General features: G+C 60.1%; 26 protein-coding genes and 3 pseudogenes. 26 read left to right on the top strand and 3 right to left on the bottom strand.

Features of this window, described 5'->3' with window-relative positions; genetic code table 11:
• Nucleotides 1-4 precede the first annotated feature (4 nt).
• Complete coding sequence (locus HAP54_RS22295; protein WP_029084672.1) at nt 5-610, bottom strand: hypothetical protein; 606 nt, start codon at nt 608-610, stop codon at nt 5-7.
• Between the two features lie 272 nt (nt 611-882).
• Between HAP54_RS22295 and HAP54_RS22300 the strand changes: the two genes are divergently transcribed.
• The 9 genes from HAP54_RS22300 (at nt 883) to HAP54_RS22340 (ending at nt 8,104) form a co-directional block, all read left to right on the top strand.
• Nucleotides 883-1,203, top strand: a complete 321-nt coding sequence (locus HAP54_RS22300; protein WP_029084671.1) for a HesB/IscA family protein — start codon at nt 883-885, stop codon at nt 1,201-1,203.
• Between the two features lie 19 nt (nt 1,204-1,222).
• The gene (locus HAP54_RS22305; protein ID WP_166303895.1) at nt 1,223-1,513 is read left to right on the top strand and encodes a NifU family protein; all 291 of its coding nucleotides are present in this window, start codon (nt 1,223-1,225) and stop codon (nt 1,511-1,513) included.
• Between the two features lie 11 nt (nt 1,514-1,524).
• Nucleotides 1,525-2,718, top strand: coding sequence for a cysteine desulfurase NifS (nifS, locus tag HAP54_RS22310; protein ID WP_166303898.1), 1,194 nt, complete (start codon nt 1,525-1,527; stop codon nt 2,716-2,718).
• Nucleotides 2,715-2,939 carry a putative nitrogen fixation protein NifT gene (gene nifT, locus HAP54_RS22315; RefSeq protein ID WP_029084668.1) on the top strand — a complete coding sequence of 75 codons (225 nt, stop codon included), beginning with the start codon at nt 2,715-2,717 and terminating at the stop codon, nt 2,937-2,939. Before nifS ends, nifT begins: the two co-directional genes overlap by 4 nt.
• Nucleotides 2,940-3,238: 299 nt before the next feature.
• Entirely contained in the window at nt 3,239-3,634 is a 396-nt protein-coding gene (tnpA, locus tag HAP54_RS22320) for an IS66-like element accessory protein TnpA (RefSeq protein ID WP_166202956.1), read from the top strand.
• Nucleotides 3,631-3,978, top strand: coding sequence for an IS66 family insertion sequence element accessory protein TnpB (gene tnpB, locus HAP54_RS22325; protein ID WP_063676425.1), 348 nt, complete (start codon nt 3,631-3,633; stop codon nt 3,976-3,978). Before tnpA (HAP54_RS22320) ends, tnpB (HAP54_RS22325) begins: the two co-directional genes overlap by 4 nt.
• Before the next feature lie 46 nt (nt 3,979-4,024).
• Nucleotides 4,025-5,698, top strand: a complete 1,674-nt coding sequence (gene tnpC, locus HAP54_RS22330) for an IS66 family transposase (RefSeq protein WP_166205228.1) — start codon at nt 4,025-4,027, stop codon at nt 5,696-5,698.
• A 616-nt stretch (nt 5,699-6,314) separates the two neighbouring features.
• Nucleotides 6,315-7,868: a nitrogenase cofactor biosynthesis protein NifB gene (gene nifB / locus HAP54_RS22335; protein ID WP_165128113.1), complete on the top strand. Its 1,554-nt coding sequence runs from the start codon at nt 6,315-6,317 to the stop codon at nt 7,866-7,868.
• An 11-nt stretch (nt 7,869-7,879) separates the two neighbouring features.
• Complete coding sequence (locus tag HAP54_RS22340; protein WP_029084666.1) at nt 7,880-8,104, top strand: 4Fe-4S binding protein; 225 nt, start codon at nt 7,880-7,882, stop codon at nt 8,102-8,104.
• On the opposite strand, the gene HAP54_RS22345 is transcribed toward HAP54_RS22340, so the two are convergent.
• Nucleotides 8,101-8,364 carry a hypothetical protein gene (locus HAP54_RS22345; RefSeq protein WP_166303901.1) on the bottom strand — a complete coding sequence of 88 codons (264 nt, stop codon included), beginning with the start codon at nt 8,362-8,364 and terminating at the stop codon, nt 8,101-8,103. The genes HAP54_RS22340 and HAP54_RS22345 overlap by 4 nt on opposite strands.
• 57 nt (nt 8,365-8,421) lie before the next feature.
• Here HAP54_RS22345 and HAP54_RS22350 point away from each other — a divergent pair, with 57 nt between their 5' ends.
• The 12 genes and pseudogenes from HAP54_RS22350 to tnpC (HAP54_RS22405) all read left to right on the top strand — a co-directional run bounded on the left by HAP54_RS22350 (nt 8,422) and on the right by tnpC (HAP54_RS22405) (nt 14,649).
• The gene (locus HAP54_RS22350; protein ID WP_166303904.1) at nt 8,422-8,886 is read left to right on the top strand and encodes a hypothetical protein; all 465 of its coding nucleotides are present in this window, start codon (nt 8,422-8,424) and stop codon (nt 8,884-8,886) included.
• Complete coding sequence (locus HAP54_RS22355; protein ID WP_029084663.1) at nt 8,883-9,203, top strand: nitrogen fixation protein NifZ; 321 nt, start codon at nt 8,883-8,885, stop codon at nt 9,201-9,203. The genes HAP54_RS22350 and HAP54_RS22355 overlap by 4 nt, the downstream gene beginning before the upstream one ends.
• Complete coding sequence (locus HAP54_RS22360; protein ID WP_166303907.1) at nt 9,200-9,439, top strand: nitrogen fixation protein NifZ; 240 nt, start codon at nt 9,200-9,202, stop codon at nt 9,437-9,439. The genes HAP54_RS22355 and HAP54_RS22360 overlap by 4 nt, the downstream gene beginning before the upstream one ends.
• 15 nt (nt 9,440-9,454) lie before the next feature.
• Nucleotides 9,455-9,814, top strand: a complete 360-nt coding sequence (locus HAP54_RS22365) for a DUF3024 domain-containing protein (protein WP_029084662.1) — start codon at nt 9,455-9,457, stop codon at nt 9,812-9,814.
• Between the two features lie 33 nt (nt 9,815-9,847).
• Nucleotides 9,848-10,108 (top strand): hypothetical protein, encoded by a 261-nt coding sequence (locus HAP54_RS22370; protein ID WP_029084661.1) that lies wholly within the window; start codon nt 9,848-9,850, stop codon nt 10,106-10,108.
• Nucleotides 10,109-10,122: 14 nt separating this feature from the next.
• A pseudogene (locus tag HAP54_RS22375) lies at nt 10,123-11,043 on the top strand (DegT/DnrJ/EryC1/StrS family aminotransferase); the annotation flags it as partial.
• A 145-nt stretch (nt 11,044-11,188) separates the two neighbouring features.
• A complete protein-coding gene (locus tag HAP54_RS22380; RefSeq protein ID WP_283843200.1) occupies nt 11,189-11,536 on the top strand; it encodes a transposase in 348 nt (115 codons plus the stop codon).
• Nucleotides 11,533-11,877 carry an IS66 family insertion sequence element accessory protein TnpB gene (gene tnpB, locus HAP54_RS22385; protein WP_165125830.1) on the top strand — a complete coding sequence of 115 codons (345 nt, stop codon included), beginning with the start codon at nt 11,533-11,535 and terminating at the stop codon, nt 11,875-11,877. The genes HAP54_RS22380 and tnpB (HAP54_RS22385) overlap by 4 nt, the downstream gene beginning before the upstream one ends.
• Nucleotides 11,878-11,951: 74 nt before the next feature.
• Nucleotides 11,952-12,095: a hypothetical protein gene (locus tag HAP54_RS22390; RefSeq protein ID WP_166293494.1), complete on the top strand. Its 144-nt coding sequence runs from the start codon at nt 11,952-11,954 to the stop codon at nt 12,093-12,095.
• 122 nt (nt 12,096-12,217) lie between these two features.
• Nucleotides 12,218-12,619, top strand: coding sequence for an IS66-like element accessory protein TnpA (tnpA, locus tag HAP54_RS22395; RefSeq protein WP_166298544.1), 402 nt, complete (start codon nt 12,218-12,220; stop codon nt 12,617-12,619).
• The gene (gene tnpB / locus HAP54_RS22400) at nt 12,616-12,966 is read left to right on the top strand and encodes an IS66 family insertion sequence element accessory protein TnpB (RefSeq protein ID WP_166202960.1); all 351 of its coding nucleotides are present in this window, start codon (nt 12,616-12,618) and stop codon (nt 12,964-12,966) included. Before tnpA (HAP54_RS22395) ends, tnpB (HAP54_RS22400) begins: the two co-directional genes overlap by 4 nt.
• Nucleotides 12,967-13,065: 99 nt before the next feature.
• A complete protein-coding gene (gene tnpC, locus HAP54_RS22405) occupies nt 13,066-14,649 on the top strand; it encodes an IS66 family transposase (RefSeq protein WP_166215215.1) in 1,584 nt (527 codons plus the stop codon).
• Here tnpC (HAP54_RS22405) and HAP54_RS22410 read toward each other — a convergent pair whose 3' ends face one another.
• The gene (locus tag HAP54_RS22410) at nt 14,650-15,087 is read right to left on the bottom strand and encodes a hypothetical protein (RefSeq protein WP_166202962.1); all 438 of its coding nucleotides are present in this window, start codon (nt 15,085-15,087) and stop codon (nt 14,650-14,652) included.
• 137 nt (nt 15,088-15,224) lie between these two features.
• Between HAP54_RS22410 and tnpC (HAP54_RS22415) the strand changes: the two are divergent.
• The 5 genes and pseudogenes from tnpC (HAP54_RS22415) to HAP54_RS22435 form a co-directional block, all read left to right on the top strand.
• Nucleotides 15,225-16,685, top strand: a pseudogene (tnpC, locus tag HAP54_RS22415) (IS66 family transposase); the annotation flags it as partial.
• Nucleotides 16,686-16,744: 59 nt separating this feature from the next.
• Nucleotides 16,745-18,079 (top strand): IS1182 family transposase, encoded by a 1,335-nt coding sequence (locus HAP54_RS22420; protein ID WP_166202952.1) that lies wholly within the window; start codon nt 16,745-16,747, stop codon nt 18,077-18,079.
• A gap of 52 nt (nt 18,080-18,131) precedes the next feature.
• Nucleotides 18,132-18,410 (top strand): annotated as a pseudogene (locus HAP54_RS22425) (DegT/DnrJ/EryC1/StrS family aminotransferase); the annotation flags it as partial.
• A 735-nt stretch (nt 18,411-19,145) separates the two neighbouring features.
• Nucleotides 19,146-20,299, top strand: a protein-coding gene (locus tag HAP54_RS22430) for an IS3 family transposase (RefSeq protein ID WP_166295259.1) whose coding sequence is annotated in 2 segments (ribosomal slippage) — nt 19,146-19,395 and nt 19,395-20,299 — 1,155 coding nt in all. Because the reading frame shifts where the segments join, the coding sequence is not laid out codon by codon here.
• A 72-nt stretch (nt 20,300-20,371) separates the two neighbouring features.
• Entirely contained in the window at nt 20,372-20,695 is a 324-nt protein-coding gene (locus tag HAP54_RS22435; protein ID WP_224741830.1) for a Rieske (2Fe-2S) protein, read from the top strand.
• The last annotated feature ends 1,386 nt before the right edge of the window (nt 20,696-22,081 follow it).

The raw sequence follows: 22,081 nt of genomic DNA on the forward strand, positions 1-22,081 counted from the left end.
GCGCTCAGACCGGCCGGTTTTCGTTACGGTTTTTCACGGGTTCCATCCTCTTCAGCCCGTCTTCGTACGAGATCTCGTCATAGGATAGCTCAAGATCGGACAGCTCGATGTCGTTTGCCGCATCGAGCAGGTAATCAAGCTTGCCGCCCGCATCGAGCTTCTTGATGTCGTCCTTGCTGACTCCGACCAGGTCCATCATCTCCTTCCAAACGGTGGATTCATCACACGGTAAGACGTGGAAGGTAACATCACCGAGCTTGATTCGGTATTTCGCCAGCAAATCTATGTTGTTGCAGAATATGAAATAGCTGCCATTCGGGCTTAAGGCGCCGTCAAGGACGGCTGCGACGTCAGCCAGATACGCGAAGGAATGCAGATACCCTGCCAGCACCGGAATAGTGCGTTCTCCTTCCTGCGCGATCGTTAGAACCTGCTCGATGGAATAGTCCGGCGGTCGCTTCTCGTCGGCGACCTGGGTCTGGAATTTCAGTGCGACATCGCCGCGAAAGCCGAACCGGTCCGGCTTGGTGGTCCCGCCTTTGAGTACGGCATTGAGCAGGCGACCCTCCTTCTCAAGTCTGCCGAGTGCGGTGTTTTCGATTGCAGTCATTAAAATCGTCCTCGATCTAAGCTCCTCACCGACGACTTGGCCGGTGCGAATGCAATGCAAATTGCTTGCCGTCGCATGCGTGGCGGCCTTCGGCGTATCTTAGATAAAAAAGGCGTAAGTGGGCTGCGATTGCCTCAAGTAGCTTTGAAAGAAACCCGACACGAGTTCAAAAGCCAACAGGTGCGATCCGGAAAGGTAAGCATCATCAAGCGTCCTTTCGCTGGCACATGACTTGCCCTTCAGCAGGCAAAGCTAAGCAGTTGAGAGAGGCCATGATCAAGCTAACGGATAGCGCAGTGAATGCGGTCAGGGGCGCAATGTCGTCATCGGCGCAGCCAGCGAGCGGGCTGCGCATTATCGTCGAGGCAGGCGGCTGCAACGGACTCAAATACATGATGGGTCTGGCCAAGGAGCCGAAGCCTAACGACACGGTGATCGAGTGCGACGGTGTGAAGGTGTTTGTCGACAACAAGAGCCATGACCATCTGGTCGGCACAACCATCGATTTCGTGATGGCGCTGGAGAGCCCAGGCTTCACTTTTAATAACCCAAACGCCACTTCGAGCTGCTCCTGCGGCAAATCGTTCAGCTGATAAGAAAAGGCGTCAAAACATGCTGGCGGAACCCGAACAACTGAGGCAATTGACGGCGATCTCGACCGGCCGAGCGGGACGCATCCGCGCTGTAATTGAGGAGATCCGTGCCAATCTGCAACGCAGTGGCGCCGACTATCAGTTGATTGGAATTGATGGCAGCAAGATCATGGTAGGCGCAACCCGTGCCTGCGCGCTCTTTAAGCTCTTGAGGATGACGCTGGAAGGCGTTCAAGTGCAGCTGGTCGACAGGCTCGTCGAATTCGTCCGCCTGATCACGGTTGTTGTTGCAGGCAAAACGCGGGATTGAATGGGGATCAAATGCCGGTTTATCTAGACAACAATGCGACGACGCGGACCGATCCATCCGTCGTGCAAGCCATGTTGCCGTTCTTTACCGAGCAGTTCGGAAATGCCTCCTCGGCCCACGCCTTTGGCGGCGAGGCCGCGGCCGCGCTGAAGCAGGCGCGGCGTAGCTTGCAGGCTTTGCTAGGGAATGCCTACGATCATGAAATCGTTTTTACCTCCGGTGGAACCGAGGCCAATAATGCCGCCATTCTTTCTGCGCTTGCCACCCAAGATGGTCGCGACGAGATCGTCACGACCTCGGTTGAGCATTCCGCCGTGCTTGCGCTGGTCGAGCAACTGGCGACAAGAAGTGTCAAGACGCATATCATACCCGTAGATGCCCACGGCTGGCTTGACGTCGAGGCCTTTCGCTGCGCGCTCGGGCCACGCACAGCGATCGCCTCGATTATGTGGGCGAACAACGAGACCGGCACCATTTTTCCCGTGGAGTTTTTAGCCGGCTTGGCACGTGAGGCGGGCGCACTGTTCCATACCGATGCGGTCCAGGCCATAGGCAAGCTGCGCGTCGACCTAAGGGACAGTGCGATCGATATGTTGTCGCTGTCCGCACACAAATTGCACGGTCCCAAAGGAATGGGCGCGCTCTACCTGCGCAAAGGGACAAAATTCCGGCCCCTGATCTGGGGCGGATCACAGGAAAGGCGGCGCCGCGGCGGAACGGAAAATATTCCCGGCATCGTCGGTCTTGGAAGGGCTGCGGAGCTTGCTGTGGAGCGGCTCGAGCCGGAGCGCGTTCGCATTGGTGCATTGCGCGACCGTCTGGAGCAGGGGATCTTACATAATGGCGAATGCTTTGCGCTCGGCGATGTCAACAACCGGTTAGCGAACACAGCCAATATCGCTTTCGATCATCTCGAAGGCGAAGCAGTCGTCCATCATCTCAATCGTGCGGGCATTGCCGTGTCGCTCGGATCAGCCTGCAGCTCCGGCTCAATGGTGCCGTCGCACGTTCTGCGCGCCATGCAGGTGCCGGCGTGGAGGATGCGCGGCGCGGTGCGCTTTTCTCTCTCGCGTGAAACCACCGTCGCGGAGGTTGACGAGGTCGTGTGCGCTCTGTCAGACATTGTTGCTCGCTTGCGTGCCACCTCGCGGGAGTCTGGCGCTCCGCCCAGCTATGCGTCACAGTCGAGGGAGTTGAGCTTGTGAAAATCATGATCCGCCGCTCGTCGGACGCGGGCCTGTCGATCTACGTGCCAAAAAAGGATCTCGAAGAGCCGATCGTGGAATCTGAGTACGAGTCGCTCTGGGGCGGCTGGATCAAGATAGCTAATGGCTGGGTGCTCGATTTACCCGAGATGGCGAGCGACACACCATTGCCGATCACAATCAATGCCAAAAAACGGGGCGAGAACGGGAAAGATGCATGAACATGAGGCCAATCTTCTACATCGGCATTGGAGAGAATTGCTAATATCGTTTCGCTGACCTGCTTGGCCAGGAGGTCGATAGTATCGTTGCCGGGCTTCGGTGTCTCGATCTCGATTCCGATCAGTGCCTCGACATATTCGCAGCCAGAGATCAGGAAGCTCTTGGCGGCTGCTCGCTATGGCAGCATCGTGGTTCAGTTGCCAGACGCCATCAAGGAAAGGCGGACCGAGCGGAGCTTTCGTATCCGTCCGAGGGCGGCCGTCTTGCGAGTTTTTCCGATCTGTAGCTGACTGTCCTTATGGACGGACATAAGGACAGTGCGGTGCTGAGCCGCATGGATTTGGTGGAGACCGGTCGGCGGCGACGCTGGACGCGTGCGGAGAAGCTCAGAATCGTAGAGGAGAGCTTCTCGGGGCCACGACTGGTGTCGGCGACGGCTCGCCGGTATGGGATATCACGTCAGCTTCTGCTGAGCTGGCGCAAGGCTTGGACCTGTCATGATCCGGCCGAAGAGGATTCGATCGGCCCGACATTCGTCCCTGCGATAGTTGCGGCAAGTACGCCGCCAACGACGGAAGCTGTCGAGACAGGTCAGATCGAAATCGTGAGCCCTCAGGGGCTGCGCGTGGTCTTCGGCCCCGGTGCGGATATCGAGGCGGTCGTTCGAATTGCTCGGGGCCTGGCGCGCCGATGATCCCGATCCCGACGGGCGTGCGGGTGTGGCTGGCGACGGGCCATACCGACATGCGGTGCGGCTTTCCGAGCCTGGCTCTGCGCGTGCAGGAAGTGCTCAAGCGCGACGCCATGGGCGGCGGTCTTTTCTGCTTCCGGGGCAAACGCGGTGATCTATTGAAGGTCATTTGGCACGATGGCCAGGGCGCCTGCTTGTTCACCAAAAGACTCGAGAGAGGCAGGTTCATCTGGCCATCGGTTGCTGGTGAATCGGTAACGATCTCTCCGGCGCAGTTGAGCTATCTGTTGTCCGGGATCGATTGGCGCAACCCTCAAGAAACCCAGCGTCCGACGCGGGTCGGATAGTCGTTTTACGGTTTGAATCTGCTGCTCGATCTGATTCAATGGCTCCATGATATCGAAGCCGGATGATCTTCCATCGGACCTTGTCAGTGCCCTGGCGGCGCTGCAGGCCGAGCGTGAGGCGCGACAGAAAGCCGAGGCGAAGGCCGCCAACTGGCAGGCGCAAGCCGCGAATGCGCAGGCGAAACTGTCGGATACCGAGGCGCTGATCGCTCATCTCGAGTTGCGCATCGAGAAGCTGAAACGCGAACTGCACGGGCAGCGATCCGAGCGCTCGGCACGGCTGCTCGAGCAGTTGGAGTTGGAGCTCGAAGAACTCGTCACCACGGCGAGCGAGGATGAGCTTGCCGCACAGGCCGCAGCGGCGAAGACGCAGAACGTCCGCCCCTTCATGCGCAAGCGGCCGGTGCGCAAGCCATGGCCTGACGATATCGAACGCGAGCGCGTCGTCATTGAGACTCCAACGACCTGCGCCTGCTGCGGTGGATCGCGGCTGGCGAAGATCGGTGAGGATGTGACCAAGACGCTGGAGGAGATCCCGCGCCGCTTCAAGCTGATCGAGACGGTACGCGAGAAGTTCACCTGCCGCGATTGCGAGAAGATCAGCCAGCCGCCCGCGCCGTTCCATGCCACGCCGCGCGGCTTCATCGGCCCACAATTGCTGGCGACGATCCTGTTCGACAAGTTCGGCATGCATATCCCGCTCAACCGCCAGAGTGCGCGCTTTAAGGCCGAGGGGATCGACCTGCCGTTGTCGACGCTGGCCGACCAGGTCGGCCACGGGACCTTCGCCGTCATGCCGCTCTTCCACTTGATCGAACGCCACGTGCTCGCTGCCGAGCGCCTTCATGGCGACGACACCACCATCCGTATTCTGGCGAAGGGCAAGTGCACGACCGGGCGGATCTGGACTTATGTGCGGGATGACCGGCCGTTCGCCGGGCCTGCGCCGCCGGCAGCGGTCTATTACGCCTCGAGCGACCGACGAGGCGAGCATCCACAGAGACATCTGGCCGCCTTCGCCGGCATCTTGCAGGCGGATTGCTACAGCGGCTTCGAGCCGCTGTTCGACCCGCAGAAGAAGGCGCTGCCGATTACGCCGGCGTTTTGCGTGGCCCATGCGCGGCGGGGCTTCTTCGAGCTGGCTGATATCGAGAAAAATGCTCGGGAAGGCAAGAAAGGCAAACCGGTCTCCCCGATCGCGCTGGAGGCTGTCAGACGCCTCGATACGTTGTTCGAGATCGAGCGCGCCATCAACGGCCGCGGTGCCGGCGAGCGGCGTGCCGCTCGCCAGGAACAGAGTAAGTCACTTCTCGAGGACATGCATGCCTGGCTGCTCCGCGAGCGCGAAACCCTCTCGCGTTCCTCCGAGGTCCTGAAGCCGATTAACTACATGCTCAGGCGCTGGGACGGCTTCGCCCGCTTCCTCGACGACGGCAGGATCTGCTTGACCAACAATTGCGCTGAGCGCGCATTGAGGGGCATCGCCTTGGGAAGGCGCAACTGGACCTTCGCCGGCAGCCAGCGCGGCGCCGACCGTGCCGCCATCATGCTGACGATGATCACGACCTGTCGCCTCAACGACGTCGATCCCAAGGCCTGGCTCGCCGACGTCCTGGCCCGTATCGCCGATCATCCCGCATCGCGTCTGCACGAGCTCTTGCCCTGGGAATGGAAGCTCCTGCGCCAGGCCGACAAGCCAGCCAATCAGCAGGCCGCCTGACCTTCACCCTTCACCCAATGCCATCATAGACCTCGCCGTGCCCGCGCGCATGCGTCAATCAGGCGGCCTCCGTCGTATGCGTACGAGCTTTCTTGCTCTCGCTTCAACTATCGCTATTGCGAAGCAATGCGGCGAAGATCATCAGGCGTTCCTGCCGATACCACGATGCAATCGTCGATCCGAGCGTCTTCTCAATGCAACGAGCGCCGTGTTCAGCTCAAGCAAGGCCTGACACCGATTTGGCTCCCTCGCGCGTTGGGGATAATGCTCATCAATTAACGGCGCTGTGACGTCGGATCGCCAGAAGTATCGACCCATTTGTGGCCGGCAGCAGCGCGCAAAACCATGCAGATAGAGCAAGGATCCCGCGCGCCTCTAGTGCGAGTATGAATGCACCATCCACGGATCTCTGTGTCTGAATCACGACGTACCTGCCGCATTTCCAACATGCGCTTCGTTGCTATTCTAGTATCAATATCGATCATTACCGCTGACTGTTTAAGTAGGGCTGCAACGTCACCGTTTCCGCTATGGCATGTGAGTTGCTACTCCCCCTCATGAGGCGTTCTCAGGATTGGTCTTGGAAAGCCGATGATGCCTGCACGGGGAGATGAAAATGAACGCGGTCGTTGGGCGCGGTAGATATGTCGAAGGTTCATTGGACAAGATGATGCGGCCCACCGCCGAGCACAGGGGCTGCGGCACGTCGGTCAACACAGGCCAGGCGAGCTGCCGCTCACGGGCGGCCCACGGCGAACTGCCGGCCGAGATTTGGGAAAAGGTGAAGAAGCATCCATGCTACAGCGAAGGGGCACATCATCACTACGCCCGTATGCACGTCGCGGTGGCTCCGGCCTGCAACATCCAGTGCAACTACTGCAACCGCAAATATGATTGCGCCAATGAATCGCGTCCGGGCGTGGTGAGCGAGAAGCTTACCCCCGAGCAGGCGGTGAAAAAAGTGCTCGCGGTCGCGACCATCATTCCGCAGACGACTGTGCTTGGCATCGCTGGTCCCGGCGATCCGTTGGCCAATCCGGAAAAAACATTCAAGACGTTCGACCTGGTCGCCAAGGCGGCTCCCGACATCAAGCTGTGTCTGTCGACCAACGGATTGGCCCTGCCGGACTATGTTAACACCATCGCCAAGTCCAAGATCGAGCACGTCACCATCACCATTAACACGATCGATCCTGAAATCGGCGCAAAAATCTATCCGTGGATCTTCTTCAACCACAGGCGCTACGTTGGCATCGACGCGGCGAGGATACTCACCGATCGTCAGCTACAGGGTCTCGAGATGCTTAGCGAGCGGGGTATCCTATGCAAGGTCAACTCGGTAATGATCCCGCATATCAATGACCATCACCTTGTCGAGGTCAACAAGGCGGTGAAGTCGCGCGGAGCCTTCCTTCACAACATCATGCCACTGATCTCGGCGCCCGAGCACGGCACAGTATTCGGCCTCAACGGTCAACGAGGTCCGACGGCTCAGGCACTGAAGGCACTGCAGGATGCTTGTGAGGGAGGGGTAAACATGATGCGGCATTGCCGTCAGTGCCGCGCCGATGCGGTGGGGCTGGTCGGCGCGGATCGCGGAAGCGAGTTCAACATCGACCGAGTCATGAAAATGGATGTCAAATATGACCCCGAGATGCGCAAGGCTTATCAAGAAAAGGTAGAGGCTGAGCGTGCCGCCAAAGTCGCGGCCAGCCGAGAGGGCCTCGCGGAGTTCGCCGGCGAGATGAGCGAAATCACCGTTCTGGTCGCGGTTGCAACCAAAGGCTCGGGGCTGATCAACGAGCACTTTGGACATGCAAAAGAGTTTCAGGTGTACGAAATTTCCACATCCGGCGCCAAATTTGTCGGCCACCGGCGCGTGGATGTCTACTGCCAGGGCGGCTATGGCGAGGGGGATAGGCTTTCGACCATCATCCGAAGCGTAAATGACTGCCATGCGGTGTTCGTGGCCAAGATCGGCGGTTGCCCGAAGAGCAATCTGATCAGGGCCGGAATCGAACCGGTCGATCGATACGCGCATGAGTTCATAGAGAAGTCGGCGATCGCTTGGTTCAGGTCCTATCTCGAGAAGGTAAAACGCGGAGAAATCCAGCATGCCCAGCGAGGTGACGCCGACATTCGGTATGGGTCCCTGATCTCTGCGGGGTAAAGGGGGCGTATGTGCCATTCAAGATCATTGCCTCGCAGTGTACGAGCTGCTCAGCCTGCGAACCGTTGTGCCCGAATGTTGCGATCTCGGAGAGCGCGGGGCGCTTCGTCATTGAACCGGCGAAATGCACCGAATGCATCGGTCATTTCGATGAGCCGCAATGTGTCGCGGCTTGTCCCGTCGACGGCACCTGCGTCATTGACACCTCCTTGCCGCGTTACCAGGCGCCATCCTAAAGAATTAGCCCATGATCAGAATGCCAAGGGCTGCTGCTGAAAGCGTCCAAAGCGTCGTGCTGCGCGTTAGCGGCGCCGTAGGCGCCGAGGTTCGGGCCTTTCTCAGAAACGGCGGCCGCCTTGGATTGGCCGCTGCCCGCGGGCAGAAAGGACGCTGTGGACAATTCGTCCCGTGCAGCGCTCCAGCGACGTTTCTCGACGCCGGCAGCCGCCTTCCAGGCGGTGCTGTCATCGTCGATGTGACTGATGCTGCTGCGCACGCCAGTCCATCATTGGTTGGACCAGGCGCTCCGCGGCGGCCTCACGCCTACCGTCGGATGCGGCTCGGCAAAAGCGACGAAGGACCCGCCGCCGCGAACAGGCGTCCCGAACTCAAACCGACTGACCAGAACGGCGCGGGGATCCTTGCGGATGTTCCGAATCGAATAGTCGGCAATGTGATCGAGGCGCGCCGCATCGCGCCGCAGCTGCTCGGTCAGCTGATGAGTGATACGGACGTCGAGTTCCGCGACATGGTGGCGCGCGATGTTCCCTATCAGTGGTTGCCAGCTGTAGTGAACGGCCCAGATGCCTCGGTGGGGTTCGAGATCGCGCGATCGCCCTTGCCAGAGGCGCCAACTGCTCTACGGCACGGCCCTGATCGGCAGGTTTACCTAGAAGCGGCGAGCTGCATCTCAGCTATTGAATTGACAAATCGCGCCGGAGGTGAGGGCGAAGTGATGCGGGACCTCGCCTGCGATGGCTCGGGCATGCCTGCATGTCCGCTTGGGAGCGGCGCATGAGCAACATCGTTCGCGACAGCGACGTCGTCGAGCTCAGCGGGCCGCCTGTCTTCAGCTTTGGCGAAAAGGTACGAGCCAATCGCACCATCCGCAATGATGGCACCTATCCCGGCAAGCAGGTTGGCGACATTCTGGTCTCGAAGGGAGAGGTGGGTTACGTCGTCTCGATCGGCACGTTCCTGCAGCAATTCTACATTTACGGGGTCGAGTTTCTGGAAACGGGCTACCGAGTTGGCATGAAGCGCAAGGAGCTCGAGCCGGTGGACACGTGCGAGGAGACCGATGATCTGCCATTGCCGGAAGAGGCTGTGTCATGAGTGAGTTCCGCTTTTCGAAATATCGCCGGGGCCAGCGCGTTAAAGCCGTCGTCGACCTCATCAACGACGGCTCTTTTCCCAATACGGAGCCCGAGGAGTGCTTGCTCGGCGCCGGAGCGACTGGCGAGATCATCAGGGTAGCCATCCATAACGAAGCGAACGTGCCGATATATACTGTCGATTTTGGTGAACGCCTGCTCATCGGCTGTCTAGAAGAAGAGATCACAGTGCTTTGAAGGGAGGAGTTCGCGATGAATGCCGCGCTGATGAGGAAGGTAAAGACGGGGCTGATTCCTCACCCGAACGAACTCGATCGCAAGCGGATCCAGCGCGGCTTGAGTTCGCGCAAGCGTTATCTGTATGTTTCACCGAACGTGACGCCGGTGAGGGGTGGCTATCTCATCGAGAGCGCCTGTTGCTCGCGCAATATCGATAAGGATGGCGGTCTGATTGATGTTGCCTTGATTCTTTATGATGCCGTGGGTGGGATCTGGAAGCTGTTTTGCAAGAACCACGCAAAGGGAATCTGGGAGTTCTACAGCCTTTACCACCGTCTGACTTCAGCAATCGACGAATTGAACACCGATCCGGAACGTCTGTTCTGGCAATGACGAACGAACTTTGACGAGCCATAAGGAGCCACGATGGCGCTCAGTGCGGAGGAACTGATCGAAATCGAGCGGCTGCTTGCGGACGATGGTGCCGATACGGGCTCCTTTGTCGAGCTGCCGCGCCGCTTCCCGCAGCTTGCCTGGGTACGTTGCGATGCGTCGGATGTTGCGGACCAGCCGTTCCGGCAGTTTCCTCATTTCGACCTGCATTTGCTGGATGGCTCGGATCACTGCGTGCGGATTACGGCCGATCCGACACGGGCGACCGGCATTGTACTGGCGAAAAGGAATTGAGGGCGGTGAGCGGCATTGAACTCGCAGCGCACCCCCTGGATAGCGCGGATAGTGTTGAGGCAAATCCATCCTTTATTCCACTGTCCGATCCCGATATCACCTTAGCCGAGCTCTCTGCCGTGGAAACATTGCTATGTTCACCGCAAATCTCCAATGGACGTACCACTGAGGCGTTCGAGCACGCTTTCGCAGCGTATCTTGGCCGCAAATATGCCGTTGCCGTATCAAGCGGCACCATCGGGCTCCTGCTTGCGCTCAAGGCGCTCGGGATCGAATCAGGGCAGGAAGTCATCGCCTCGCCCTATTCCTTTCGCGAGACGGTCCATGCCATCAGTCTCGCAGGCGTACGGGTGGTATTTTCCGACATCGACTATTGGTCGGGAACATTGGCCCCAGCAAAGGCCGAGGAACGCATCACGGCAAACACGCGGGCGATTGTCGCCAGCAATTCCAACGGTCATCCGGCGCCATGGTCGGAATTGCGTGCGATTGCCCAACGCCATCAGCTACCGCTTTTGGAGGATTCCACCGAGGCGATCGGATCGAGCTATAAGGGCGAGCTCGTCGGCAGGTTTGGCGACCTGGCGGTATTCGACTTTGCTCAGCCCCTGGCCATAAGTTGCGGCGAAGGCGCCATGGTCGTGACCGATGATATCGATATCGCGGTTAGCTTGCGTCGGTATTGCGCCCATCGACTGGACGAACGCTCCTCCGTTGTCGTCAGTGCCACCGCACCTTACCAGGCTCGTATGAGCGATCTCACCGCGGCTTTGGGGTTGGCACAGCTCAAGCGTCTCAACGAAAGCCTGGAGCGTCGCCGGTTGGTCGAGCAGCTCTACAACGCGCATATGCAATCATTTGAAGGCATCAAACCGCCTTACGTTGGCCCCCATGTGACCGAGGTGAACTGGATGCTCTATCTCGTCCATCTAGGAGCTTGTCTGGATAGTCGCTGTTCAAAGTAAGCGGCAAAGAAACCCCGTCTGGCGGAGTGGTAAGCGATCGGCTATCGGCTGCTGAGTTTGTGAGCCGATGTGAGCTTCTATGTCTGCGCCTAGTTCTGGAACTAGAACCTTCCATATGATCGAAGCGGTCGCCGACCGTCTTGAGGGAGCGCCGCGGCAGCTTCGCCGACGCTGGTCGGACGAGTTCAAGGCGCAAATTGTGACAGAGGCGCTGGAGCCTGGCGCGAGCGTCTCGGCGATCGCCCGCCGGATCGGCATTCACCCGTCGCAGCTGTTCGCTTGGCGCCGTGATGCTCGGGCCGAGCGGCATTATCGCTCGCGGCACTCGAGTTGCGAGGGCGTGGTGGCGTCTGTGGCAGGCACAGTGATTGAGATTACCATTGGCGAGGTCGTCGTGCGTGCCGGCGTGGACGTCGACGAGGCGCACTTGCAGCGAGTGATCCGGGCGGTGCGTTCGGCATGATTCCCTCGGGCGTGAAGGTGTTCCTCGCCAGCCATCCAGTCGACTTCCGCAAGGGTATCGATGGCCTGGTTGCGCTTGTGCGCGATGCGGGCTCAGATCCGTTCGACGGTGCGCTTTATGTCTTCCGGGCCAAAAGAGCCGACAGAATAAAGATCGTATGGTGGGATGGCTCCGGCGTGTGCCTCTATTTAAAACGTCTCGAAAAGGCGAAGTTCTGCTGGCCGCGGATCGGGCATCATCGGGTGCAGATGAATCCTGCGCAGTTGATGGCACTGGTGGATGGAATGGACTGGAAGCGGGTCCGGACCGTGGCGGTCAAGCCGCCGGAGATTGTTGGGTAAAAGCGCTGCGGCGAAGTGAATCAGTGAGCTGAAAAGGCAAGAGAACCGGGGCAAAATGTGCTCTGGTCGGGCCAATGACGCCGCCCGATCTCAACCTCCCGAATGACGTAGAGACGCTGAGAGCCATGGTGCTTGCCCTGGCCGAGAGGGCGGCCCGCGCCGATGCTCTGGAGAGCGAAGTCGCCGATCTCAGGGTGCGCAACGCCGATGCCGAGTGAGCGTCATGCGGAGACCACGCGCTGAGGGTTGATCTGGTCGGCTAGGAAGATCTCGCGGAATGGTTTGTCGCGAGGTCACAATGTCAAAGGATAGTCGTAAGGATAGCGATAAGGATAGGCATATGCCTATCCTCGAACACGGCGCCGACACGCTGCAGCGTGTCGAGATCATCACCGGGACGGGCCGACGTCGGCGCAGGTCGACCGATGCGAAGGCGGCGATTGTTGCGGAGAGTTTTGCGCCGGGTGCAAGCGTGTCCGCAGTGGCGCGGCGACACGACATCAGTCCAAGCCTGTTGTTTCTCTGGCGTCGCCAGGCTACGCGGGCGCAGGTCGCGGAGCGCGGGGACAGAGGCATGCCACCTGGCTTTGTGCCGGTCGCGATCACCGGCTGTGGGCGCCCGAGTGAGGAGCAGGCGGCGATCGAGATCGAGGTCGGCGCGATTCGCATCCGTGTCAGGGGGACAGTCGACCGGGAGGCACTGTGCGAGGTGCTGGCGGCGGTCGGGACGGTTGGTCGATGATCGGGCTTCGAGCTGGGTTGTCGATCTGGATTGCGACGCAGCCGGTCGATTTCCGCCGCGGCATGGACTCGCTGGCGATGCTGGTGAGCGAGGCCTTTGGAGCCGATCCGTTCGACGGCGGACTTTATGTCTTCCGCTCCAAGCGCCGAGATCGCGTGAAGATCCTGACTTGGGATGGAAGCGGCCTTGTCCTTTACTACAAAAGAATCGAGGGGCAGTTCACCTGGCCGCCGATCAAGGAAGGCGTCATGTCGCTATCTCATGCTCAGCTCTCGGTGCTGCTCGATGGCTCGGACTGGAAGCGTGTGCCGATGCGAGTTGTGGATCAGCCGATGCGAGCTGGTTGATCATTATCAAGAGTCGTTCGTCACTCATGCGGAGTTGTTGTAGAATCGCTCTGCATGAGTGATTTGCCTTCCGATCCAGCATTGCTCCGACAAGCCGTGATGACGCTATCGTCACGGCTTGCGGCGTTGTCGGAGGAATGCAGCACGCTGGCGACCGAGCGTGATGCAGCGATCGCCCAACGCGACGCTGCGATCCAGGAGAACGACAAGCTCCTGATGATCCTGTCCCAGTACAAGCGCACGATCTTCGGTCCGCGCTCCGAGACACTGGATATCGGACAGCTGTCTCTCTTCACCATCAGGGCACAGGCGGTTCGTGCCGCCGCCAACGACGACGTGACCGGAGGCAGGCTGCCTGACGGAGCGGAGGGCCGTGGAAAGCGACCGGCGCGACGCAACCGGGGGAAGCTTCCGGAGCATTTGCCGCGCATCGATGTCGTGATCGATATCGAGAGCCACATCTGCCCTTGCTGCGGCGAGCAGCTGCACAAGATCGGGGAGACCGTCAAGGAAGCCTTCGACGTCATTCCGATGCAGTACCGGGTCAAGCGCATCATGCGTCCACGGTACGGCTGCCGGGGATGCCGCCAGGGTGTTCTGCAGGCACCCGCGCCGGCCCAGGCGATCGACGGTGGAATGGTGACGGAAGCCTTGCTGGCCCACGTCGCGGTGATGAAATACGGCTACCAGCTGCCGCTGTATCGCCAGGAACAGATGTTTGCCGCCCAAGGCATCACGCTCGACCGGCAAACGCTGGCCTCGTGGATGGGCCGCGTCGCCTGGTGGCTGAAGCCGCTTCACGCGCTGTTGCGCCGCGCAGTGATGTCCTACCCGCGGCTGTTTGCCGACGAGACGCCGCTGCCAGTTCTCGATCCCGGCCGTGGCAGAACCAAAGTCTGCCAGTTCTGGGCGATCGCCACCGACGACCGCCCGTGGGGCGGCCCGGCGCCGCCGGCAGTAGTCTACGTGTTCGCCGAGGATCGCAAGGCAATCCGCGCCAGGCAGCTGTTTGGAGACTACGACGGCATCCTGCAGGTCGACGGCTACGCCGGGTACAAGGGGCTGATTAAAAACGGCGGCCGTCTGGTACAACTGGCGTTCTGCTTCGCGCATGCGCGGCGGAAGTTCTGGGACGTCCACATCGCGACGAAATCGCCGATTGCCGCGGAAGCGCTGCAGCGGATCGCGATGTTCTACGCCATTGAGGATCGCATTCGCGGTTTGCCGGCGACGCAGCGAGCTGCGGTGCGACAATCCGACACCAGACCGCTGATCGAGGACTTCAAGCCCTGGCTCGAGGCGCGACTGCTGGAAGTCTCGAAGAAATCCGGCCTTGGCAAGGCGATCCGCTACACCCTCAACCATTGGGATGGCCTGACGCGATTCATCGATGATGGGCGCATCGAGATCGACAGCAATACGGTCGAACGCAGCATCAAGCCGATCGGGCTGGGAAAGAAAAACTATCTGTTCGCAGGCAGTGAGGGCGGCGCCGAAACCTGGGCCACTCTCGCATCACTCATCAACTCCGCAAAGCTTCACGACATCGACCCACGGCACTATTTTACTGATGTTCTCGAGCGCATCGTCTCCGGACGTACCAAGATCAATCAGCTGAACACGCTGCTGCCGTGGAATTGGAAAGCCGAGCGCGATGGTTCGGAGCCAAAGCTCGCCGCTTGATCAGTTCGACGGCACGGCGTCGGGAACTTCCTGCGCATCGCTGGCGTCGTCGTAGATCTCTTCGCGGATCACGCGCAGCGTTACCTCGTGCAGATACACTTGCAGCGCACCCTCCAGCTCGGTGAACTCGGGCAGCAGGACTCGATCAACGAAGCCCCGTGACGCACGGACCATCACCGTGTTACGTCGCTGTCGGCGATAACGAAACGGCCGCAGCCCATATCGGCGGCAAAGCGCCAGAAACAGGTGCCGAGACCACTGGTCGGGAAGTGAGAATTGCTGTTCGATCGGTGGATCGTGGCGAGCAAGTTCCTCGACCCGGGCCCGCACCCGCTGCAGCGCGGCTTCCGCTGCAAGGCGCTCACCAGCAGTTCCGGCCCCCACGAACAACGCCTCGATCTTCCGAAGCTTCTCGCGCAGCTGCGACTCGCTGGTCATTCTGATCCCCGTTGCCCGCTCCGAACCGGGATCAACCCATCACCGCGCGCCGGCGGCGTCAATCATCCCGACCGCGCTATCCAGAGCATTCCGCGCAAGTCAAGCCCAGGCACCCGTGATCCTCTCGTGACGCTCACGATGCCGATGCGCGTATCGAGCGGCTGACGCAGATCCTGAAGGCCTTCGACCGCGCCCGGTTCGGCCGACGATCGGAAAAGCTCGGCTCTGCGAACGGCGACGATGAACAGCAGGCCTTTGTCTTCGAGGAAATTGAGACCGGCATCGCTGCAATCAAGGCCCAGGTCAGCAAGGGCCGTGAGCAAGCGGATGGCAAGCGTGCACCGCGTCGGCGCAAGGGCTTTGCGCCCCATCTGGAACGGATCGAAACCGTCATTGAGCCGGAAGACCTTGCTGAGCATGCCGGCAAGCAGAAGGTGGTGATCGGCGAGGACGTGTCGGAGCGTCTGGATGTGGAGCCAGCGAAGTTCCGTGTGATCGTCACGCGCCGTCCCAAGTATGCCTTCAAGAACGCGGACGGCGTAATCCAGGCGCCGGCTCCGGCCCATATCATTGAAGGAGGCATTCCGACGGAAGCGCTTCTGGCCCAGATCGCGGTCGCCAAATACGCCGATGGCATGCCGCTCTACCGGCAGGAGGCGATCTACGCGCGCGATCATGTCGAGCTCGACCGCCAGCTGATGGCGCAATGGATGGGCAAGCTCGGCTTCGAGCTCGAGATCATGGCCGACTACATCTTCAGCGAGGTCAAGAAGGCCGAACGGGTCTTTGCCGACGAAACCACCCTGCCGACGCTCGCTCCCGGCTCCGGATCGACGAAAACGGCCTACTTATGGGCCTATGCCAGAGATGACCGCACCTTTGGCCGCAGCGGTCCCCCGATGGTGGCTTATCGCTTCGAAGACAGCCGCTCCGGCGAATGCGCGGTCCGCCATCTCAATGGTTATCGGGGCATCCTGCAAGTGGATGGCTATGCCGCCTATAACAAGTTGGCGCGCGCCGATCGCGGCAATGACGGCATCACATTGGCTGGCTGCTGGTCACACAGCAGACGCAAGTTCTACGAACTGCATGTTGCAGGAAGCTCGAAAGTGGCAACGACGACGGTCGAGCGGATGGCAAAGCTCTGGCAGGTCGAGAAGACCGTGCGCGGTCAAAGTCCCCACGCACGCGTTGCCGCGCGTCAGCAAGCCTCCGCGGCGGTCGTCGCAGATCTCTTTGATCTCTGGCAGCAGACCTTGCGGCGGATCTCCGGCAAATCAAAACTGGCCGAGGCAATCCGCTATGCCGTCTCGCGCCGTGCCATCTTCGAGCGCTTCCTGACCGACGGCCGCATTGAGCTCGACTCCAACATCGTCGAACGCGCCATCAGGCCACAAACAATTACGAGAAAGAATAGCCTCTTCGCTGGCAGCGACGGCGGCGGACGAACCTGGGCGACCATCGCGACACTGCTGCAGACAGCGAAGATGAACAACGTCGATCCGTTCGCCTGGCTCACCCTCACGCTTCAGCGCATCGCCAACGGCTGGCCGAGCAGCCAGATCGAGGCGCTTATGCCATGGAACCACGCCGCGTGAACGGCCTCAGCTTGCCGCTTACTGTTCAAATCTGGTCGGGTCTGATTCAACATTGGGCGATGAGCAAGTATTTTCGGCCTTGGAACATCGATCAGACGCTGCTTCTGCCGCCGAATGTGCAGGACTTCGTGCCGAAAGGCCATGTCTCGCGGTTTATGGTTGATCTGGTGCGGGAGAGCCTCGATCTCAGGGAGATCATGGGCAGCTATGTGAGCGGGCTTGGGCAGCCGCCGTTTGATCCGCGGATGATGGTGGCGCTGCTGCTGCATAGCTATGCGAGTGGGCTGTATTCGTCGCGTCGGATTGCCAAGGCCTGCCGGGAGCGGAACGATTTTGTGATGATCGTGGCGCTGGATGCGCCGGATTTTCGGACGATCAGCGACTTTCGCAAGCGACATTTGAAGGCGCTCGGCGCGCTATTCGTGCAGGTTCTGAAGTTGTGCGAGACGGCCGGGCTGGTCAAGCTCGGTCATGTCGCGCTGGATGGTACGAAGATCAAGGCGAACGCGTCGAAACACAAGGCGATGAGTTATGAGCGCATGAAGAAGCGCGAGGCGGAATTGAAGGCCGAGGTCGCTCGCATGCTGGCGGCCGCCGAGGCGGCGGATGCCTCGGAGGATGAGACTTTCGGCAACAGCGACGAACTGCCGGACTGGACCGTCGACAAGCAGAAACGGCTGGCGAAGATCCAGCAAGCGATGGCGGCGCTGGAAGCGGACGCCAAACTGGCGGCGGAGGAAGAGCGCCGCATCGAGGCCGAAAAGGAACAGCAGCGCCAGGCCGAAGGCCGCAAGAAGCCGGGCAAACCGGCGGCGCTGCCATCGGAGGAACCCAATCCCAAGGCGCAACGCAACTTCACCGATCCGGAAAGCCGCATCATGAAGTCGAAGGATGGCTTCGTTCAGGCCTATAATGCCCAGGCGGCCGTCGATGCACATGCCCAGATCATTGTCGCGCAAGAACTGACCCAGCACGGCAGCGATCAGGGCCAGTTGGTGCCCCTGATCGAGGCCATCGAGAGCAATCTTGGCCGCAAGCCGCGGCAGGCCTCAGCGGATTCCGGCTACTGCAGCGAAGCCAATCTCGAAGCGCTCGACACACGCAGCATCGATGGCTATGTCGCGCCCGGACGCGCCAAGCACCCGACAGTAGCGAACGGAAAAGTCGGCGGCCCGCTGACACAGGCCATGCGAAAGAAGATCGACGATGGCGGCTTCGAAACACCCTACCGATTGCGAAAGCAAGTGGTGGAGCCGGTGTTCGGGCAGATCAAACAGGCAAGAGGCTTCCGCCAGTTCCTGTTGCGGGGCATCGAGAAAGTGCGCGCCGAGTGGACAATGATCTGCACCGTCCATAACCTCCTCAAGCTGTTCAACCTCGCAAACGCAGCCTGAGCCTGCTACTCTACAACAAATGCCCGTCACGAAAACATATCTGGACGGACTCCTAGGGACGCGCTTCACGCGATCCGGCCGTGACACCATTGTCGATGATCTGCGTGCCGCCAAGATTGAATCCGCCGCCTATAGCCATCCATTGCATTTGCAACGTCACTATTTTGATCTCGGCTATCGGCGGGGCGATTTCCCGGTTGCGGAAAAGATCGCCGATCGCGCCCTGGCGCTGCCGTTTCACACCCATCTCACGAACGACAAGGTCGAATTTATCGTCGAAACCACGAAAGATGCGTCGATCAATGTGGGCGCGGGTGCAGCGATCTACTAAGATGCTTGTCATCCACTACTGAAGGAACAATAGGTTGAGTTGCGATGAGCCGTGCTGCCATTGCGCTAGATCAGCAACGCGATGGCGGGCCGTCTGTGGCGGCATTTGGCGCGCAGATCGCCACCCCGACGAATATTGAGGAAGGCCGGATGCCACATCTTCGTCCGAAAATCCCGGAGGAGAAATGCTCTCCGACAGCGATCGTGCAAAACACTGGCAAAGTAGTGAAGGCGCCGTCTCCGACCAGAGGGGCCAGGCCCGCGACAGGGCCTCGGAACCGAGCACGTCTTAATCCAGATCCTCAGTTTCGGTTCGGGTCTTTAGATTGACCAGTAAGGAATTGCTGTGAACTCGCAACAGGGTCATTGTTCACGTCCGCTTCGCTCCGAACGGGAGGGTGGTGCAAATCAGCGAGTGCCCGGCGAAGCTCACGCCGAACCAATGGTTTGATGTCCTTAACGCCCGTGCCAGTTCAAGCTATCGCCCGATCGCTCGTGGTCGTGGTGTTTTTCGACTGACGCGGACCGCGATCGAAACCTTCAAGCAGGAAACCACGAGGCGGGAATGAGCGAAGGTATAATCGGCAACCTGCTGAGCGATCAGATCGAGGTATTCGCCGTATGTCTCGCTGATGCTGTCGAGCGGACTGGCGCCAAGGGCTTTAGCCTGTCGCGGTGAGCTGCTGCCGGTTTGATGGACACCGAGATTAGGTGTTTCATGAAGCCGGAGGTGGCGATGAAAAGACGGAAGTTCAGCCGCGAGTTCAAGGTCGAGGCGGTCAAGCTGGTGCGGGAACGTGGGGTGTCGGTGGCGCAAGCTGGCCGTGACCTGGATGTTCATGAGAATGTTCTCCGCAAATGGGTGAAGGAGTTGGGCTCCGACCCGGCGCAAGCCTTTCCCGGCCACGGGCAGATGAAGCCGGAGCAGCAGGAGATCGAGCGGCTGCGCCGTGAGGTCGCCAAGCTGAAGGCCGAGCGGGATATCCTAAAAAAGGCCGCAGCCTACTTCGCGAAGGAAGCGACATGAAGTTCGCCTTCGTCGCGAAGCACCGGACGATCTGGCCGGTGGCATGGCTATGCGATGCGCTGGGAGTGTCGCGGTCGGGCTTCCATGCCTGGCTGAACCGCTCTCCCAGCGCCAGATCCCGCAGCGACGAGGAGCTCGGCGGCAAGGTCAAGGCCAGCTTCGCCGCCAGCGACCGCACCTATGGCGCACGCCGGGTGTGGCGTGACCTGCTCGCCGACGGGGCGGATTGCGGCCTGCACCGGATTGAGCGGCTGATGCGCCTGCAAGGCTTGCGGGCGCGGCCGCGACGTCGGCGCTTACCGAAGGACAGCGGCGATCGACAGCTCGAGACCGTACCGGCGAACCTCCTTGACCGGCAGTTCGCCGCCGAGCGGCCGAACCAGAAGTGGATCGCCGACTTCACCTATCTCTGGACGGCCGAAGGCTGGCTCTATGTCGCAGCGGTGATCGACCTGTTCTCACGCCGCGTGGTGGGCTGGTCGATGAGTGCCTCCATGACGGCACAGCTCGTGACGGACGCATTGTTGATGGCCGTCTGGCGGCGCGGCAAGCCGGATGCGCTGTTGCATCACTCCGACCAGGGCAGCCAGTACACCAGCGAGCAGTTCCAGCGCCTGATGGCCGACCACGGCATCGTTTGCAGCATGAGCCGCTCCGGCAACGTCTGGGACAACGCGGCGATGGAGAGCTTCTTCTCCTCGCTCAAGACCGAGCGTACGGCCAACAAGATTTATCAAACCAGAGATGAGGCACGCGCCGATGTGTTCGACTACATCGAACGATTTTACAACACGACCCGCAGGCACTCGACCATCGGCTATCTCAGCCCGGTTGAGTTCGAGCGCAAGGTGGGATTAGCTTAAGCGGGTGTCCATCAAACCGGCAGCAGCTCACGGATCGATGCTAGCGGCGAGTGCCGGCCGTTTCTAATTATTGTGCTGCGCACTTTCGGGAACGATTATTTCGGGTATGTCAACCGTTGTCCGCATCACAGTGCCTGGCTCAACATCGGCTCCGGCGAGTTTTTCTCTCCAGATCGCTCCTTTCTCAGATGCGGACGGCATGGTGCGAGAATCGAGATCGACACTGGGGTATGCATCGATGGGCCCTGCAACGGACAAGCGCTTGAGCCGGTCGCACTCACCGTGATAGATGGTGACGTCTGCCTGCGCGGCGTCAAGCTGCTGGCGGATGATCGGCGTGCCGACCTATTCGAGGACAGCGGCGAAACCATGGATGTTATGATCCACCCCGATTAACAGCTGCATCGCTTAGCTATTGCTCGAGTTGCCTTAGGCGCTTGGCGCCGGATAAAGCCTTGTGAGCGTTGGCGCAGGTGCGTGTCGTCGCTTTTTGAACTTGTAAGAGCAGAACGTTTTGAACCCGCAAGTTCAGTGGCACGCATCCGGATCCCGGTCATGCACCCGGCGATCTCCGTGGCACGAAGGAAGGGCTCTGGCGCTAACTCACCAAATGGACCTGGCATGCAAGAACCGCTTCTGGCTGCCGGTGGATGACAATAGGTTCGAGAAAGAAATGCCCTCGGCGGCTGCAAGCCCACCGAGGACACCGTCTGGGCTGGAAGAATGGGGAGACCCAGACTGACAGGACCGTTTGAGCAGAGAAATGACGATCCTGTATCCGATGTTCGCGGGACACGCAGCGCGCAACGCACGCCGAACGATCGGATGTCCGCGGGCGCCGCCGGCGTTCGTGTCTGCGTTGCAATTGCAATGCCAACCCTCTGTACATCCAACGCCCTGGCGAATTTCGTCAGCTTGATCCACTGACGGCATCGCTCCAGGTCAAATGCATTAACGAGCACGTGCGCGTGGTCATTCTCATCGTTCCGCAAGATGCGGCGAGCGAATCTCGAGTTGAAGCGCTCGAAGCGGTTGAGGCAAGCCGACATCGTTGTGTGGGCGGTTTTGCCGCTGCTGCCAATCGGGATTGCGGCAGGCCAGCCCTGTCGCCTCAAACGTAAGCTCGGTGATCACCTGTGCCTCGCTCGGACCCCGTCGCGATTGGGCGCTATCTTTGACGAAAACGCGGGATGGGCAGCGGCACGTGCGCGGCGCTTAACCTTTCGGCGAGGAAGTTCTTTGGTTCGCGGTCGAACGATGCAATTAGCCGACTCCCCTGGGCAGAGCGCTCTATTCACTGGGCCGATCGCCATACGCGCTCCTCGATAGACGGTACGCAGATCACGAAGATCGCGGCTCATTCCGCGAAATGACCGTGCAAGGTCTGAACAGACCGAGCGAGTATCTTCCGTCTAATCGCAGGAGCGGACTGCGGAAAGCTGAAGCTGAAGCGTTGAACGTGATGCGACGTTTGTCATGTCCGGAACAGGAGAGAACGACATTGTCGTAACCGCGGCAATGAGTGTCAGTGGCGCCGGAGGCGGGCAAGGGATCGTTGCGGAAACGAGCGTTACGCATTGGCGTGGAAGTTGCTTGAACATGTTGGATGGTTGAGCAAATGATGCGTGAGCAGAAACGGTCACGATTTGGGAGAAGGCGTTGAAACTGATCAAGGAGGCCGGTCAGACGCGGAGGTATCTGCTCGCGGATTTTCCGATAACAAGCACGACTAACAAGCACGATGATGTCCGCTCGCTTCGGCTGCTTTCGCGAGCACGAGTG

Origin of the sequence: Bradyrhizobium sp. 2S1 (assembly GCF_011516625.5) — a bacterium.
Classification (GTDB): domain Bacteria; phylum Pseudomonadota; class Alphaproteobacteria; order Rhizobiales; family Xanthobacteraceae; genus Bradyrhizobium; species Bradyrhizobium septentrionale.